The sequence below is a fragment of the Streptomyces shenzhenensis genome (genome assembly GCF_003688995.1).
Classification (GTDB): domain Bacteria; phylum Actinomycetota; class Actinomycetes; order Streptomycetales; family Streptomycetaceae; genus Streptomyces; species Streptomyces shenzhenensis_A.
On record NZ_PENI01000001.1, the window covers coordinates 248,561 to 265,674 of the forward strand.

The window sequence follows — 17,114 nt, forward strand, 5'->3', positions numbered from 1 at the left end:
CGCCTGGGAAGGTGCCGGGAACCGGGGTGACAGAACATCAGGGGTCAGGCCGCGTGGACGACGTCCTTCTCCTCGGCGAAGTGGCAGGCCGACTCGTGGGCCGCCGGAGCGTCCGAGGTCTTGAAGCGCTCGGGGACCGCCAGCAGCGGCACCTCCTGGGAGCACTTGTCCTGGGCCTTCCAGCAGCGGGTGCGGAAGCGGCAGCCCGACGGCGGGTTGGCCGGGGACGGCACATCGCCGGTGAGGATGATCCGCTCGCGCTGCTCGCGGGCGTCCGGGTCCGGCACGGGGACCGCCGACAGCAGCGCCTGGGTGTAGGGGTGCGTCGGGTGGTCGTAGATCTGCTCGTCGGTGCCGATCTCGGCGATCCTGCCGAGGTACATCACCCCGACGCGGTCCGAGATGTGCCGGACGATCGACAGGTCGTGCGCGATGAAGATGTAGGACAGGTTGAACTCGTCCTGCAGGCGCTCCATCAGGTTGATGACCTGCGCCTGGACGGACACGTCCAGGGCCGACACCGGCTCGTCGCAGATGATGATCTCCGGGTTGAGCGCAAGGCCACGGGCGATGCCGATGCGCTGACGCTGGCCGCCGGAGAACTGGTGCGGGTACCGGTTGATGTACTCCGGGTTGAGACCCACGACATCCAGCAGCTCCTGCACCCTGCGGCGCCGGTCGCCCTTGGGAGCCACCTCGGGGTGGATGTCGAAGGGCTCGCCGATGATGTCGCCCACCGTCATACGGGGGTTGAGCGACGTGTACGGGTCCTGGAAGACCATCTGGATGTTGCGGCGCACGGCCTTCAGGGCGCGTCCGGACAGCTTGGTGATGTCCTGGCCCTTGTAGAAGATCTCGCCGGCCGTCGCGCGCTCCAGGTTCATCAGGAGCTTGGCGACGGTCGACTTGCCGCAGCCGGACTCACCCACGATGCCCAGGGTCTCGCCCTGGTGCAGGTCGAAGGAGACACCGTCGACGGCCTTGACCGCACCGATCTGACGCTTGAACAGGATGCCCTGCGTGAGCGGGAAGTGCTTCACCAGGTCACGTACCTGGAGAATCGGCTCGCCGCGCTCGACGGGCGCCTCGATGCGGGTGACCGCCTCGTCCTCGCTCCGGGCCTCGACGACGTCCACCTCGGAGACGTTCGGCGTGGCGTCCTGCGGCTCGTCGTTCTTGCTGAGCTCAGCCATGGATCGTCTCCTTCCAGAAGTGGCATGCCGAGGCCCGGCCCACCAGTTCGGTGCCGTCCTGCTCGGTGACCGGCAGCAGCTCCGGGACCTCGGTACGGCAGACGTCCTGGGCCTTGGGGCAGCGCGGGTTGAAGGCGCAACCGGTCGGGACGCGCAGCAGGTTGGGCGGCAGACCCTTGATCGCGTAGAGCTCCTGGCCCTTCTGGTCCAGGCGCGGGATCGAGTCGAGCAGGCCCCGGGTGTACGGGTGCGCGGGACGCTTGTACAGCTCGTGGACCGGGGCGCGCTCCACGATCCGGCCCGCGTACATCACCGCGATCTTGTCGGCGACGTCGGCGACCACGCCCAGGTCGTGGGTGATGAGGATCAGGCCCATGTTGTACTCGCGCTGGAGCTCCGCGAGCAGGTCCATCACCTGGGCCTGGACCGTCACGTCGAGGGCCGTGGTCGGCTCGTCGGCGATGATCAGGTCCGGTTCGAGCGCCAGCGCCATGGCGATCATGATGCGCTGGCGCATGCCGCCCGAGAACTGGTGCGGATAGTCGTTGACCCGGGCCGCCGCGGCCGGGATCTTGACCTTCTCCATCAGCTCGATGGCCTTGACCTTGGCGTCCTTCTTGGACAGGCCCTGGTGGACCCGGAACATCTCGCCGAGCTGGTAGCCGACGCTCAGCACCGGGTTCAGCGAGCTGAGCGCGTCCTGGAAGATCATCGCGATGCGCCTGCCGCGGATGGCGCGGCGCTCCTCGCCGGTCATCTTCAGCATGTCGTGGCCGCGGAAGAGGATCTCGCCCTGCGGGATCTGCGCCGGCGGCATGTCGAGGATGCCCATGACGGCCTGCGCGGTGACGGACTTGCCGGAGCCCGACTCGCCGAGCACGGCGAGGGTCTCACCGGCGTCGACGCTGTAGTTGACGCCGTTGACGGCCCGGACGAGGCCCTCACGGGTGTGGAACTCGACGTGCAGGTCGCGCACTTCGAGCAGCGGTGTGCCGTCCGCCCCGCCCTCGCCGGGCGACGGCACGGGAACGACTTCTTCGATGGTGGTCACGTACGCCTCCCTCAGCGCATCTTCGGGTCGAGGGCGTTGCGTACGGCCTCACCGAGCATGATGAATGCCAGCACCGTGATGCTGAGCATGATCGACGGATACAGCATGATCCACTGGGCGACCCGGATCTGGGCCCCGCCGTCGGAGATGTCGTTGCCCCACGACACGCCGTTGAGCCCCAGGCCCAGGAAGGACAGCGTGGCCTCGGCGCCGATGTAGACACCGAGCGAGATGGTCGCGACCACGATCACCGGGGCCAGGGTGTTCGGCAGGATGTGCCGGAACATGATCCGCGGGGTACTCGCGCCCAGCGCCTTGGCCGCCTGGACGTAGTCGGCCTGCTTGGTGGTGATGACCGCGCCGCGCATCACGCGGGCGATCTGGGTCCAGCCGAAGAAGCCGAGGGCGCCGATGACGACCCAGGCGGTGCGGTTGGTGAAGGAGTTCAGCACGACCATCGTGCCCAGCAGGAAGGGGATGCCGAAGAAAACGTCCGTCAGCCGGGACAGGACGGCGTCCATGGCCCCGCCGAAGTAGCCCGCGATCATGCCGACCAGGCCACCGATCAGGGTGACGACGATGGTGGTGCCGAAGCCGACGGCCACCGAGGCGCGGGTGCCGTAGATCACCCGCGCGTAGACGCTGCGGCCCTGCTGGTCGTAGCCCAGCCAGTCGGGGGCGCCGACGTCCCCGAGGCGCGGCTTCTGCAGGTAGTGCTTGGACAGGTCGCCGAGGACCGGGTCCACACCGGTGAACCAGCCAGGGAAGAAGGTGATCAGCATGAGGATCAGGATCAGCACGCTGGAGACGATGAAGATCCAGCTGCGGCGCAGGTCCGCCCAGGCGTCACCCCACAGGCTGCGGGACTTCTCCGGTTTGGTCTCCGGCAGCGGCCCGCCCGCCGCCGCGACCGCCGCCTCCTCGGCGGCTGCCTCGGGAACGGTCTTGGTCACGTCAGGCATAGCGAATCCTCGGATCCAGGACCGCGTACAGCAGGTCCACGAGCAGGTTGGCGACGAGGTAGACGAGGACCAGGATCGTCACCAGGCCCACGACGGTGGTCCCCTCGCGGCGCACGATGGACTCGTAGATGGTGCCGCCGACGCCCTTGATGTTGAACAGACCCTCGGTGACGACCGCACCGCCCATCAGGGCGCCCAGGTCGGTGCCCAGGTAGGTGATGACGGGGATCAGGGAGTTCCGCATCAGGTGGACACCCACCACGCGGCGCCGGGGCAGGCCCTTGGCGATGGCGGTGCGGATGTAGTCGGCGCGCACGTTCTCGGCGATCGAGGTCCGGGTGAGCCGGGTCACGTACGCGAGTGACGCGGCGGCCAGGACGATCGCGGGCATCAGCAGCTGGCCGTAGTTCGTCGAGTCGTTGACGTTCGGTTCGAGCCAGTGCAACTGCTCGGCGAAGACCAGCTTCAGGATGAAGCCGAGGACGAAGACGGGCACCGAGATGAAGAGCAGCGTGATGACGAGGACGACGTTGTCCGTCGCGCGGCCGGCCCGCAGGCCCGCCACGACGCCGAGGGTGATGCCCAGGACGACCTCGATGGCGAAGGCCAGCGAGGCGAGGCGGAGGGTCACCGGGAAGGCGTCGCCGAGCACGTCGGTGACGGGGCGGCCACTCGCGATCTGCGTGCCGAAGTCGGCATGCAGAATCATGTCCTTCATGTAGTTGAAGTACTGCACCAGGATCGGCTGGTCCAGACCGTACTCATGTCTCAGCGACGCGATGACCTGCGGACTGCCCGCCTTGTCACCGAAGAGTCCGCGCACGGGGTCACCGGGCAGGGCATAGACCATGAGGAAGATCAGCAGGGTTGTCCCGATGAAGACCGGGATCATCTGGAGCAGTCGTCGTGCGACGTAGCGCCCCATCGTGCCTCCATGTCAATCACGGCGGCAGCCGACGGGCCCTTTCCCCGCGCACCGTTGGACGATGCGCGCGGAAAGGGCCCCCCAGCCACTGCCGTCACCCGGGGCGCGGGCGCCGCGCCCCGGGACTACGGGCTTGTGGTTACTTCTTCTTGACCTGGACGCCGGTCAGGATCGGGTCGCCGTCCTGGGCGTACTTGACGCCACTGACGCTCTCCGAGAAGCCCGCGTTGACCTTGTAGTACCAGAGCGGAATGCTCGGCATGTAGTTCGGGAGCTGCTTCTCGATCTCCTGGTACTTCTTCTCCGACTCCTCCAGCGAGCTCGCGGCGTCGGCGGCGGCGATGTCCTGGTCGATCGTCTTGTTGGAGAAGCCGCCCTGGTTGCCGTCCGACTTGGTGCCGAACAGGTCGCGGACGAAGTTGGCGTTGAACGGGTAGTCCAGCACCCAGCCGGAGCGGTACAGCGACTTGACTTCCTTGGCGTCACGCGCGTTCAGGTCGGCCTGGAAGTCGGCCTTCGAGTCGCCCGTGCACTTCACGCCGGTGGCCTTGGTGATGGAGTTGCAGACCGCCTCCACCCAGTCCTTGTGGCCGCCGTCCGCGTTGTACTGGATGGAGATGGCGTTGCCCGGAACGCCGCCGCCCGCCTTGATGAGCTCCTTGGCCTTGGCCGCGTCGTACTTGGTGACGTCACCGGCCGCGTTCGGCTGGTAGCCGAGGACGCCCTTGGCGACCCAGCCGGTGGCCGGCTCACGGGTGCCCTGGAGCACGGTCTTGGTGATGGTGTCGCGGTCGATGGCCATCGACAGGCCCTGCAGGACCTTCGGGTCGATGTCCTTCCACTGCTTGGTGTAGTAGGCGACGGCGATGGTCTGGATCGCGGAGTAGGCCTGGTCCACGGCGCGGTCGCCGAGGTCCGCCTTGTAGACCGGCAGGTCCTTGGGCGCGATCTGGCGCAGGACGTCGACGTTGCCGGACTTCAGGTCCTCGTAGGCCGTCTCCAGGTTGGTGTAGTTCTTGAAGACCACACCACCGTTCTTCGCCTTGTTCGGACCCTGGTAGTCGTCGAAGCGGGTGACCTCGATCTGCTTCTTGTGGTCCCAGCTGACGAACTTGTAGGGGCCGTTGCCGACCGGGTTCTCACCGGCCGCCTTCGGGTCCTTGTAGAAGGACTCCGGCAGCGGGGCGAAGACCTCGTAGCCGAGCTTGTAGACGAAGTACGGGATCGGCTTGCTCAGCGTGATGGTGAAGCTGTTGTCGTCGACGACCTTCAGGCCGGACAGCTCCGTGGCCTTCGGCTTGCCCTCGGCCGGGGCGACCTCGTCGTAGCCCTGGATGTCGGAGAACCAGAAGCTGTTGGTCTGCTTGTTGTCCGGGTTGGCGGCCCAGTTCCACGCCTTGACGTAGGACTCGGCGGTCACCGCGGTGCCGTCGTGGAACTTCCAGCCGGGCTTCAGCTTGACCGTGAAGGTCTTGTTGTCCTTGGAGTCGACCGACTCGGCGTTGACGTAGACGATCTTTCCGTTCTCGTCGTAATCGACGAGACCGGAGAAGAGCGACTTGATGACGATGCTGCCGTTGGACTCCATGGTGTTGGCGGGCTGCAGCGGGTTCTGCGGCTCGCCGACCTCGACCGAGAACTTACCGTTCGGATCGACCGCGGCCTTGCTGTCGCTGCCCTTGTCCCCGTCTCCACCACCGCAGGCGGTCGCGCCCAGCGCCACAACCGCGGCAATCGCGACCCACTTGGCGCTCTTCGCACCGCGCATGGGTTCCTCCTCATGAGTCCAATGGTTCACCGCATGGAGAGGCACACGACACGGCACCGTCACCGGTGCCGGAGAGAGTCGAGTGCCCCCGTGCTCGGAGGTCGGCGCCACCTGAAAGCGCATGACCCGTTGATCCGAGCTCTACGCGCCTAACTATCTGCCATGGGCGAAGACCGAACCACATCCCTAAGGTCTCGGTTCGATCACAGCTAGCGCGAACTTCTTCCAAAATCCGGACAAAGGGTTTGCTGAAAGATCCCTGCGAAACGGACTTGTTACACATCTATCGGCCCCAGGTGTCCGCATTCCGGACACTCGGGATCGGAAATCCGGTTGCGATTAAACTCCGCTTCGTGCGGGGGCTCATCCGGCGTACCCGCATACGGTGCACACCGGAGGCGCAGCGGCCAAAGACTAATGGGATTCGGTCACACCGTGCCGACTGCCGGACGGAACCGAGGGTTTTCCCTAGGTCCTGTCGTCAAACTCCCGTCGTCCGCCCGGAGGGCGGGCCCTGCGGCGTCAGGTGCGTGCTCTCGGTGTGCCGGGCGCAGGTCCTCGTACTGGACGTACTTGGGCCTGTGTCCGGTGCGGCGACTGCGTGCATGGCATCGCGGGGCTGGGGGCACCTCCCGGCCGGAGGCTGGGGGAGGGAGTTTGACGACAGGGCCTAGCGGAACATGACGACGGGGCCGGGCGCTCCTTGAGGGAGGCCCGGCCCCGTCGTGGCTCGGCGGAGCGACAGGGGACCGTGTCCGGGTCCGCGGCCTCAGCCGTGCTTGGCGCGGCTCGCGGCGCGGGCCCGCTCGCGGGCGTCCAGGTTCACCTTGCGGATCCGGACCGCCTCCGGGGTCACCTCGACGCACTCGTCGTCGCGGCAGAACTCCAGCGACTGCTCCAGCGACAGCTTGCGCGGCGGCACGATCGACTCGGCCACGTCGGCCGTCGAGGACCGCATGTTGGTGAGCTTCTTCTCCTTGGTGATGTTCACGTCCATGTCGTCGGAGCGCGAGTTCTCACCGACGATCATGCCCTCGTACACCTCGGTGCCCGGCTCGATGAACAGCACGCCGCGCTCCTGCAGGTTGGTCATCGCGAACGCGGTGACGGCGCCGGCGCGGTCGGCGACCAGCGAACCGTTGTTGCGGGTCTGGAGCGTGCCGAACCAGGGCTCGTGGCCCTCGTGGATGGAGTGGCCGATGCCCGTGCCGCGGGTCTGGGTCAGGAACTCCGTCCGGAAGCCGATCAGACCGCGGGACGGCACGACGAACTCCATGCGCACCCAGCCCGAGCCGTGGTTGGACATGTTGTCCATCCGGCCCTTGCGGACACCCATGAGCTGCGTGACGGCGCCCATGTGCTCCTCGGGCACGTCGATCGTCATGCGCTCGACCGGCTCGTGGACCTTGCCGTCGACGTCCTTGGTGACGACCTGGGGCTTGCCCACGGTCAGCTCGTAGCCCTCGCGGCGCATCTGCTCGACCAGGATGGCGAGCGCCAGCTCGCCGCGGCCCTGGACCTCCCAGGCGTCCGGACGCTCGGTCTCGAGGACGCGCAGGGAGACGTTGCCGATCAGCTCGCGGTCCAGCCGGTCCTTGACCTGGCGGGCCGTGACCTTGCGGTCCTTGACGGCCGACTTCGCGTCGGCGCCCTTGCCGGTGCCGCCGCGGCCGACCAGCGGGGAGGTGTTGGTGCCGATGACCATGGAGATCGCGGGCTCGTCGACCGTGATCAGCGGGAGCGCGACCGGGTTCTCCGGGTCGGCCAGGGTCTCGCCGATCATGATGTCCGGGATACCGGCGACGGCACAGATGTCACCCGGGCCCGCCTTCTCGGCGGGCTTGCGGGTGAGGGCCTCGGTCATCATCAGCTCGCTGATGCGCACATTGCCGATGGAGCCGTCGCGCTTGATCCAGGCGACCGTCTGGCCCTTGCGCAGCTCGCCCTGCTCGACCCGGAGCAGCGCGATGCGGCCGAGGAAGTTGTCGGCGTCCAGGTTGGTGACATGGGCCTGGAGCGGGGCGTCCGCGTCGTAGGTGGGCGCCGGGATGTGCTCCAGGATCGTGGAGAAGAACGGCTCCAGGCTGGTGGAGTCGGCCGGGACGGTGCCGTTGTCCGGCTTGGTGAGCGAGGCGATGCCGTCGCGGCCGCAGGCGTAGACGATCGGGAACTCGATCTGCTCCTCGTCCGCGTCCAGGTCGAGGAACAGGTCGTAGGTCTCGTTGACGACCTCGTCGATACGGGCGTCGGGCCGGTCCGTCTTGTTGATGCACAGGATGACGGGGAGCCGGGCCTGGAGCGCCTTGCGCAGCACGAAGCGGGTCTGCGGCAGCGGGCCCTCGGAGGCGTCCACGAGCAGCACGACGCCGTCGACCATCGACAGACCGCGCTCGACCTCGCCGCCGAAGTCGGCGTGGCCGGGGGTGTCGATGATGTTGATGGTGATCGGGTCCCCGCCGGCCTTGGGGTGATACTTCACCGCCGTGTTCTTGGCGAGGATCGTGATGCCCTTCTCACGCTCCAGGTCGTTCGAGTCCATGACCCGGTCGTCGACCTGCTCGAGCTGGTGGGCGGCGAAGGCGCCGGCCTGCTTGAGCATGGCGTCGACGATGGTGGTCTTGCCGTGGTCGACATGGGCGACGATGGCGACATTGCGGATGTCGTGACGCGTAGCGGTCACAGCCATAGTGCGGCGTACTCCCGGGGTGTGAGGAAGGCCCTCGCGTCGGTTCGTGTGACGCGGGCCCTGCCGGGCTTGACATGCCACGGCCTCACCCCATGTTACGTGGCGCCGCGGGCGGGGACCTCCTCAGCCCCGGGGGGTCTCAGTCACCGGACGGGCCGGGCGCCGCCTTCGCCCCCTTCTTCAGGAACCCCATGTCCTCGTAGAGGGGCGTCCGGAACCCGAAGGAACCCGCGTTGACCAGGTTCTTGCGTACGGCGGTGAGCTGCGGGCGCTGGTAGAGCGGGATGGAGCCGGCCTGGGCCCAGATTCGGGAGTCGGCCTTGCGGATCAGCGCGCGCGACTCGTCCTCGTCAAGCGTGGCGACGGCCTGGTCGAACAGCTGGTCGACCTGGTCGGTGCCGATCCGGGTGTAGTTCTGCTCGACGTTCAGCGAGCCGTCGGCGGCCGGGACCGGCTTGGCGTAGATCGGGCGGGCGTCGGTGGCGGGGAAGGCCGAGGACGGCCAGGAGTACAGGGCCAGGTCGTACTGGCCGGAGGCGATGTGGTCCCGGAAGTAGCTGTCGTCCGGGACCTTGCTGATCTCCGTGGCGATGCCGACCTTGTCCAGCATCTGCGAGATCTGGTCGGCGACGGCCCGCAGGGACTCCGAGCCGGGGCCCGAGGGGAGCACGAAGCGGAGCGTGAGGGCCTTGCCGTCCTTGGCGAGCGGCCCGGACGCGACGGCCGGCGCCGCGGTGCCCCGCGGGGCGTACGCGCCGGGCGCCCCGCCCTGCGGCGGGTGCTGGTCGGTGTGCTGTGGGCCGTCCTGCCCCTGGCGCCTGCCGCCCGCGTTGCCCTCCGACGCGCTGGGCTGCGCCGCCCGCTCCTCGGAGTCCTTCGGGTCGTCGCCGGTGGCCCGGTGCGGCGGCTTGTCGTCCTGGCCGACGATGTAGGTGCCGTCGCCGCCCGCGGACTCCTTGACCGCCGGGGCGCCGGCCGCCTTGTCCGGCTTCTTCTCCGTGATCGGGCCGCCGGGCACCCACCCGGCGTCGGCGAGCAGGGACTGCGCCTGCGCGGCGTCCTGGCTGCCCAGGGAGCCGCTGCCGTCGGTGTAGGCGGGCTGGCCGGACAGCGCGAGGTGGCTGCCGACCGGGACCGCGGGCAGGCCGAGGGGGCCGAGCACCACCTTGGCGAGCGCCTTGCGGTCGAGGGCGCGGGCGACGGCACGGCGCACCCGCTCGTCGGCGAGGGGACCCGTGGAGCCGTTGAGGGCGAGCTGGGTGTAGGCGGGCTCCAGGGACTTGCGGACCTCGACGTCGCGCAGGGCCTCCTGCTCGCGCAGATACGTCGTGATCTTCTTGCGCGTCGTCGTCCCCTCGGGCAGCTGGTCCGCGGGGAAGCCCTGCTCCAGGGCCACGTCGCGCAGCTTCTTCGCGGAGGTGCGCCCGGCGCCCAGGAGGGGAGCGCCGCCGCTGCCCTGCGCGGCGCGGTCGATCCGGTCGACGTCCGCGGGGTCGATGTCGGCGAGGTCCACGGTGCCGTTCGCCAGCGCGGTGGCCCGCTGGTCGCGGGGCACGGCCTGGAGCACCAGCTCGGACAGCTTCGCGGGCTGCCCCCACCAGCGCGGATTGCGGTTCAGGACGACGCCCTTGGCCTTCGTGTCGACCTTGTCCAGCCGGAACGGCCCGGCGGTGACCGGGAGCTTGCGGCGCGCGCCGTCGTTGAAGGCGTCGGGGGTGCCCATGACGTCCTTCGGGTACAGCGGGGAGAACAGCGACCGCCAGTCGGCGTAGGGGCGGCTGAAGGTGACCCGGACCTCCAGGTCGTCGGCGCCGCGTTCGATCTTCTCGATGCGGTCGTAGCCGGCGTTGCGGGCGGTCCAGTAGGCGGTGTCCTTGCCGGACAGGGCGCGCCACTGGGCGGCGAAGTCGGCGGCGCCGATCTCCCGGCCGTCGCTCCACACGGCCTGCTGGTCGAGCTTGTACAGGACGACCTGGCGCGGCTCGGTCTCGACGACCTTGGCGGACTCCAGGTAGTCGGGGTTGCGGACCGGCTGCCCGTTGCCGTCGAGGCGGAACATCGACGGCAGGACTGCCTGGGCGACCCGCGTGGTGCCCGCGTCGGCGTCGGCCTGGAAGACGTTCAGGGTCTCCGGCAGCCGGTCCACGGCCCAGCGCAGGGTGCCGCCGTCGGTGACCTTGTCGCGGGAGACGGCGGCGATGTCCTGTCCGGCCAGCGGACGGCTCGCCTCGTCGTCGGAGCCGCAGCCGGCGAGGACGGACACCGCGAGCGCGCCCGCGGTGAGGAAGGCGGCCGAGCGCATGATCGCGCGTGGTCCGACGCCGGCGTGGGACATCGTGCTACCTCCGGGGAGCCCGGTGACAAGGTGGGTTCTGACACGTTTGGCGGTATTTTGGTGCTCATCAGATCTACGGACCCACTGAAAAGGAAAGGGTTCGCCGGCCGGGGGCGACACGGCGGCGGGGGCTGCCAAGCCCACCCGTGCGGCGCAACACGCACCCCGGCGCACACAGAGCGCGTGCGGGCGTGCGGCGACGGGGCGCGATCCACCAATCGCTGCACATGCCTTCACATCGGCAGGTGTGACGCGCAACACTCGCAGGCGCATGAACGTTGCCGCCTTGGACCGCGAGGTCCGCGGAAGTGAGGTCACGTCATGTCCGTGCACGACGACCTGACGTCAGTCCAGCGTTGCCTCGACGACCTGTCCCGGTCCGTCGGCCGCCTGGAGCAGCAGCTCGGGAGCGGCGGACTGGAGATGCGCCGCGTCCGTGCGGACGCCGATCACCTGCGCGAGAGCGTGTCGCTGCTGCGGGAGGCGGCCCCCGGGCTCGCCGAGCCGCGCCGCCCCGATCTCGTCACCATCTCCGACGCACCGTACGACGTCAGCCTGTGGACGGACTCGGACGACGAGGGTCTCGGCGCCCGCGACCGCCACGCCCCCTAGGCACTACCGCCCCCTCCCCCGGAAAAAACCGCAGGCCCCGCCACCCGAACCCGACCGGAGTCATCCATTGGCCACTGGTACGGAACCCCATAGCACCGGCGGCGGCGTACGCACCCGTACGCGCGCCGCGATCGCCGCGCCGCATCTGCGGACGGACCGCTGGTGGCTGGCCCCGGCCGGCACCGCGGCCGGCCTGTTCGCCTTCGTCGTGTACTCGACCTGGCGGGCCTTCGCCAACGCCGACTACTACGCGGCGCCCTACGTCTCGCCCTTCTACTCACCCTGTCTGGCGGAGAACTGCAGGACGATGCGCGCCGGCCCGAACGCCGACCTGTTCGGCAGCTGGTGGGCGATCTCTCCCGCGATCATCATCCTGATCTTCCCGCTCGGCTTCCGCCTGACCTGCTACTACTACCGCAAGGCCTACTACCGCAGCTTCTGGGCGTCCCCGCCGGCCTGCGCGGTCGCGGAGCCGCACACGAAGTACAGCGGCGAGACCCGCTTCCCGCTGATCCTGCAGAACCTCCACCGGTACTTCTTCTACGCCGCGCTCCTGGTCGCCGCGGTCCTCACCTACGACACCGTGCTGTCCTTCCGCGACGCCCACTACCGGTGGGGCCACATGGGTCTCGGCACCCTCGTGTTCCTCGCCAACATCGTGCTGATCTGGGCGTACACCCTGTCCTGCCACTCCTGCCGGCACATCGTCGGCGGCAAGCTCAGGCACTTCTCCAAACACCCCGTGCGCTACCGGGCATGGCAGTTCGTCGGCCGGCTCAACGCCCGTCACATGCAGCTGGCCTGGGCGTCGCTGGTGAGTGTGGCGCTCGCCGACTTCTACGTGTACCTGCTCGCGTCCGGTGTCTTCGACGATCCGCGCTTCTTCTAGATTGGGGTAGGGCCTACTGATGTCCGTGGTCGACCGACAGGAGTGGGACGTCGTCGTGGTCGGCGCCGGCGGTGCCGGGCTGCGCGCCGCGATCGAGGCGCGGGAGCGCGGCGCCCGTACGGCGGTGATCTGCAAATCGCTGTTCGGCAAGGCGCACACGGTGATGGCCGAGGGCGGCATCGCCGCGGCGATGGCCAACGTCAACGAGCACGACACCTGGCAGGTGCACTTCCGCGACACGATGCGCGGCGGCAAGTTCCTCAACCAGTGGCGGATGGCCGAGCTGCACGCGCAGGAGGCCCCGGACCGGGTGTGGGAGCTGGAGACCTGGGGCGCGCTGTTCGACCGCACGAAGGACGGGAAGATCTCGCAGCGCAACTTCGGCGGCCATGAGTACCCGCGGCTCGCGCATGTCGGCGACCGCACCGGCCTGGAGCTGATCCGCACCCTCCAGCAGAAGATCGTCGCCCTCCAGCAGGAGGACTACCGCGCGACCGGCGACTACGAGTCCCGGCTGAAGGTCTTCCAGGAGTGCACGGTCACCAGGATCCTCAAGGACGGCGAGCGAAGCGAGATGGGGGTCCCCCCGGCCGGAGGCCGGGGGAGAGTGTCCGGTGTCTTCGCCTACGAGCGCGAGACCGGCCGCTTCTTCGTCCTGAAGGCGCCCGCCGTGGTGATCGCCACCGGCGGCATCGGCAAGTCCTTCAAGGTCACGTCGAACTCGTGGGAGTACACCGGCGACGGGCACGCGCTCGCGCTGCTCGCCGGGGCGCCCCTGCTGAACATGGAGTTCGTGCAGTTCCACCCGACGGGCATGGTCTGGCCGCCGTCCGTGAAGGGCATCCTCGTCACCGAGTCGGTGCGCGGCGACGGCGGCGTGCTGCGCAACTCCGACGGCAAGCGGTTCATGTTCGACTACATCCCCGACGTCTTCAAGGAGAAGTACGCCGAGTCCGAGGAGGAGGGCGACCGCTGGTACGACGACCCGGACCGCAACCGGCGTCCGCCCGAGCTGCTCCCCCGCGACGAGGTCGCCCGCGCCATCAACGCCGAGGTCAAGGCGGGCCGGGGCTCCCCGCACGGCGGGGTGTTCCTGGACGTGTCGACCCGGATGCCCGCCGAGGTGATCCGGCGCCGGCTGCCGTCCATGTACCACCAGTTCAAGGAGCTGGCCGACGTCGACATCACCGCGGAGCCCATGGAGGTCGGGCCGACCTGCCACTACGTGATGGGCGGCATCGCGGTCGACTCCGACACGGCGGCGGCGCGCGGCGTGCCCGGTCTGTACGCGGCCGGTGAGGTGGCCGGCGGCATGCACGGCTCCAACCGGCTCGGCGGCAACTCGCTCTCCGACCTGCTGGTCTTCGGGCGCCGGGCCGGGCTGCACGCGGCCGAGCACGCGGCGGCGTCGGCGGACGACCGCCCGCGGGTGTCCGACGAACAGGTCGACGCGGCGGCGGCGGAGGCCCTGGGGCCGTTCTCGGCGGGCGGCGGCGAGACGGCGGGTGACCGCGAGGCGGCGGGCGGCGGGCAGGGGGTGGGCGGCCCGCCGGAGAATCCGTACACCCTGCACCAGGAACTGCAGCAGACGATGAACGACCTGGTCGGCATCATCCGCCGCGAGCAGGAGATGGAGCAGGCGCTGAAGAAGCTGGCCGAGCTGCGGGGGCGGGCGCGGCGGGCCGGCGTCGAGGGGCACCGGCAGTTCAACCCGGGCTGGCACCTCGCCCTCGACCTGCGGAACATGCTGCTGGTCAGCGAGTGCGTGGCCCGTGCGGCGCTGGAGCGCACGGAGTCGCGCGGCGGGCACACCCGCGAGGACCATCCGACGATGGACCGGGCGTGGCGCAACGTCAATCTGCTGTGCGCGCTCGCCAGGCCCGCCGACGAGCTCGCGGAGGCGGACCCGGCGCGCGGCCGGATCGCCCTCACCCGCGAGACCACCGAACCCATCCGCCCCGACCTGCTCGCCCTCTTCGAGAAGGAGGAGCTGGTCAAGTACCTCGCCGAAGAGGAGCTGTACGAGTGAGCAGCTACGAGGCCCGCTTCCAGGTGTGGCGGGGCGATGCCGAGGGCGGTGGCCTGGAGGACTTCCGGGTCGAGGTCAACGACGGCGAAGTGGTCCTGGACATCGTCCACCGCCTCCAGGCCACCCAGGCGCCCGATCTGGCGGTGCGCTGGAACTGCAAGGCGGGCAAGTGCGGTTCGTGCTCCGCCGAGATCAACGGGCGGCCCCGCCTGTTGTGCATGACCCGCATGTCGGTCTTCGGCCGCGACGAGACGATCACCATCACGCCGCTGCGCGCCTTCCCGGTGATCCGCGATCTGGTGACCGACGTCGGCTTCAACTACCAGAAGGCCAGGGAGGTCCCGGCGTTCGTGCCGCCCGCGGGCCTCGGTCCGGGCGAGTACCGGATGATGCAGGAGGACGTGGACCGGCCACAGGAGTTCCGCAAGTGCATCGAGTGCTTCCTGTGCCAGGACACCTGCCATGTCGTGCGCGACCACGAGGAGAACAAGAAGGCGTTCGCGGGGCCGCGCTTCCTGATGCGCGTCGCCGAGCTGGACATGCACCCGCTGGACGCCGCCGCCGAGACCGGCCTGGACCGCCGGGCCACGGCCCAGGACGAGCACGGCCTCGGCTACTGCAACATCACCAAGTGCTGCACCGAGGTGTGCCCCGAGGACATCAAGATCACCGACAACGCGCTGATCCCGATGAAGGAGCGGGCCGTGGACCGCAAGTACGACCCGCTGGTGTGGCTCGGCTCGAAGATCAGGCGGCGGACCGGCGCGAACTGAGCGCTCCGCGGGCAGGGCCGCGCCGCGCCGTCGGCCGGCTGCGGCGACATCGTGGCCGGTCGCACAGTTCCCCGCGCCCCTGCGGGCGCTGGAGGCCACCACCCGCTGTCCGTGGTCCCCCGCGTGTATCCGCCCAGGTCGCGGAGGCGGGCACCCGCCCATACGCTCCGAAATGTGACGTCATCCTTGATCCGGGGCCGGCCCAGGCGTAGCGCGTCGCACATACGTGTGCAGGTGGCGCACACCGTGCTGGGCGGCGTCATCTCGGTCGCGTGGCTGGTGCTGCCGGGGATGACGTTCGGCGGCGGGGATCCGGTTCCCGAGGCACGCGCCGGACGCGTGGCCGACGCCGCCGTGCCCGGGCGGACCGGGACGTCTCCGGACGATCTCGTCCTGCCGCTGGTGGCCGTGGGCGCGGCGGGGGTACTGGCGGGGTACGCGTACCTGCGGCACACCCGGCGGGCCAGGACCCGTACGACACCCGGGACGGGGTCCCCGCGCCCGCCCGCGCCGACGCCCGCCGAGTCCGACCGGCAGGCCCGCACCGCCCTGGTCGCGGCCGACGACGCCGTACGCACCAGCCGGGAGGAACTGGCCTGGGCCGAGGCACGGTTCGGGACGCCGGCCGTCGAGCCGTTCGCGCGGGCCCTACGGGCGGCCGAGACCGAACTGTCGGCCGCGTTCGCGATACGACGGCGCTACGAGGAGGGACTGCCCGGGGCCGCCGACGCCCGGCGGCAGGCGCTCGTCGGGGTGATCGGGCGCTGCGCGGAGGCCGGCCGGCGGCTGGACACGGAGGCGGCGGCCTTCGACCGGCTGCGGGCGCCGGTGCGCGACCTGGGCGGGGCGCTGGACATCGCGGAGAGGCGGTCCCGGGAGCTGGCGGGGCGGACAGCGGGCGCCGAGGCGACCGCGGCCGGACTGGGCGAGCGCTACGGACCGACGGCCGCCGAGCCCGTCCGGGGCCATGCCGAACAGGCCGAGGACCGGCTGCTGTTCGCCACCGCCGCACTCGACCAGGCCCGCCGGGCGGCCGATTCCGACGACGCCGAACAGGCGGTCCGCCGGCTGCGGGCGGCCGAGGGCGCCGTCGCCCAGGCGGACGTCTTCGTGACCGGCGTCGAGCGGCTGGCCCGGGAGCTGGCCGAGGCCGCGGCGCTGGTGCCGGCGGCGCTCACCGGGGCGGAGGCGGAACTGGCCCGGGCCCGCGCCGGGCTGCCGCGGGCACCGGCCGTCGAACCCGGGCCGGCGGGACGGCGTGACACCGCCGCGGCACCGGGCGGCCGGCCGGAGGCACCGCCCCGGGGCCGGACAGCCGCGAACCGGGTCCCGGCCGGCGAGTTCCGGGCCCGGCTGGCGCACGCCGACACCGTGCTGGCGGCCGTACGGGGAGAGCTGACCGGCGGTCCGTACGACCCCCTGGACGCGCTGCGGCGGATCGCGCGGGCCGTCGAGCCGGTCGGCGCGGGGCGCTCCGGCGCCGTACCGCTCGCCGGCTTCCTCGCCGCCCGCAGTACGACCGCCGCCGCCGAGGACTTCGTGACCACGCACCGGGCGGCGGTGGGCGCCGAGGCCCGCACGCTGCTGGCCGAGGCGGTACGGCTGCTCGCCCAGGGCGGGACCCGGACCGCGGACGAACTCGCCCGCACGGCCAGGCAGTTCGCCGAACGGGACGTGCGCACCCACGGCACCCCGTACACCGGCGAGGCCGGGTACGCGGCCGGCCTGGCCGGTGCCGTCCTCGGCGGCGTGCTGCTCGGCACGGCCCCCGACGGCGGCCCTCCGGCGAGCTTCGGCGGTCCACGCACCCGGGGCCGCCGCGGGCCCGCGCCGCCGGGCTAAGCAGGTCCGGTGAAGTCCGCTGCGGTTCGGCAGCGCCCTGAAGGGGCGC

The 17,114-nt window shown here is 70.3% G+C and carries 12 protein-coding genes; 5 read left to right on the forward strand and 7 right to left on the reverse strand.

Translation table 11 applies throughout. From position 1 onward, the window contains the following. Positions 1-44 precede the first annotated feature (44 nt). The 7 genes from CTZ28_RS01100 to CTZ28_RS01135 form a co-directional block, all read right to left on the reverse strand. Positions 45-1,193: an ABC transporter ATP-binding protein gene (locus CTZ28_RS01100; RefSeq protein ID WP_121887259.1), complete on the reverse strand. Its 1,149-nt coding sequence runs from the start codon at positions 1,191-1,193 to the stop codon at positions 45-47. Further along, complete coding sequence (locus CTZ28_RS01105; protein ID WP_121887260.1) at positions 1,186-2,244, reverse strand: ABC transporter ATP-binding protein; 1,059 nt, start codon at positions 2,242-2,244, stop codon at positions 1,186-1,188. The genes CTZ28_RS01100 and CTZ28_RS01105 overlap by 8 nt, the downstream gene beginning before the upstream one ends. Before the next feature lie 11 nt (positions 2,245-2,255). Next, a complete protein-coding gene (locus CTZ28_RS01110; protein WP_121887261.1) occupies positions 2,256-3,206 on the reverse strand; it encodes an ABC transporter permease in 951 nt (316 codons plus the stop codon). Beyond that, complete coding sequence (locus CTZ28_RS01115; RefSeq protein WP_121887262.1) at positions 3,199-4,131, reverse strand: ABC transporter permease; 933 nt, start codon at positions 4,129-4,131, stop codon at positions 3,199-3,201. The genes CTZ28_RS01110 and CTZ28_RS01115 overlap by 8 nt, the downstream gene beginning before the upstream one ends. A gap of 139 nt (positions 4,132-4,270) precedes the next feature. Next, the gene (locus CTZ28_RS01120) at positions 4,271-5,899 is read right to left on the reverse strand and encodes a peptide ABC transporter substrate-binding protein (protein ID WP_121887263.1); all 1,629 of its coding nucleotides are present in this window, start codon (positions 5,897-5,899) and stop codon (positions 4,271-4,273) included. Positions 5,900-6,668: 769 nt separating this feature from the next. Continuing rightward, positions 6,669-8,585 (reverse strand): translational GTPase TypA, encoded by a 1,917-nt coding sequence (gene typA / locus CTZ28_RS01130; protein ID WP_121887265.1) that lies wholly within the window; start codon positions 8,583-8,585, stop codon positions 6,669-6,671. 139 nt (positions 8,586-8,724) lie between these two features. Further along, positions 8,725-10,920 carry an ABC transporter substrate-binding protein gene (locus CTZ28_RS01135; RefSeq protein WP_121887266.1) on the reverse strand — a complete coding sequence of 732 codons (2,196 nt, stop codon included), beginning with the start codon at positions 10,918-10,920 and terminating at the stop codon, positions 8,725-8,727. 321 nt (positions 10,921-11,241) lie between these two features. Between CTZ28_RS01135 and CTZ28_RS01140 the strand changes: the two genes are divergently transcribed. From CTZ28_RS01140 to CTZ28_RS01160, 5 genes are all read left to right on the forward strand, one after another. Next, complete coding sequence (locus CTZ28_RS01140) at positions 11,242-11,532, forward strand: hypothetical protein (RefSeq protein ID WP_121887267.1); 291 nt, start codon at positions 11,242-11,244, stop codon at positions 11,530-11,532. 67 nt (positions 11,533-11,599) lie between these two features. Then, positions 11,600-12,421, forward strand: coding sequence for a hypothetical protein (locus tag CTZ28_RS01145; RefSeq protein ID WP_121887268.1), 822 nt, complete (start codon positions 11,600-11,602; stop codon positions 12,419-12,421). Positions 12,422-12,440: 19 nt separating this feature from the next. Further along, positions 12,441-14,450, forward strand: a complete 2,010-nt coding sequence (locus CTZ28_RS01150) for a fumarate reductase/succinate dehydrogenase flavoprotein subunit (RefSeq protein ID WP_121887269.1) — start codon at positions 12,441-12,443, stop codon at positions 14,448-14,450. Next, complete coding sequence (locus CTZ28_RS01155) at positions 14,447-15,223, forward strand: succinate dehydrogenase/fumarate reductase iron-sulfur subunit (RefSeq protein ID WP_121887270.1); 777 nt, start codon at positions 14,447-14,449, stop codon at positions 15,221-15,223. The genes CTZ28_RS01150 and CTZ28_RS01155 overlap by 4 nt, the downstream gene beginning before the upstream one ends. Before the next feature lie 174 nt (positions 15,224-15,397). Beyond that, positions 15,398-17,065 carry a hypothetical protein gene (locus CTZ28_RS01160; RefSeq protein ID WP_121887271.1) on the forward strand — a complete coding sequence of 556 codons (1,668 nt, stop codon included), beginning with the start codon at positions 15,398-15,400 and terminating at the stop codon, positions 17,063-17,065. The last annotated feature ends 49 nt before the right edge of the window (positions 17,066-17,114 follow it).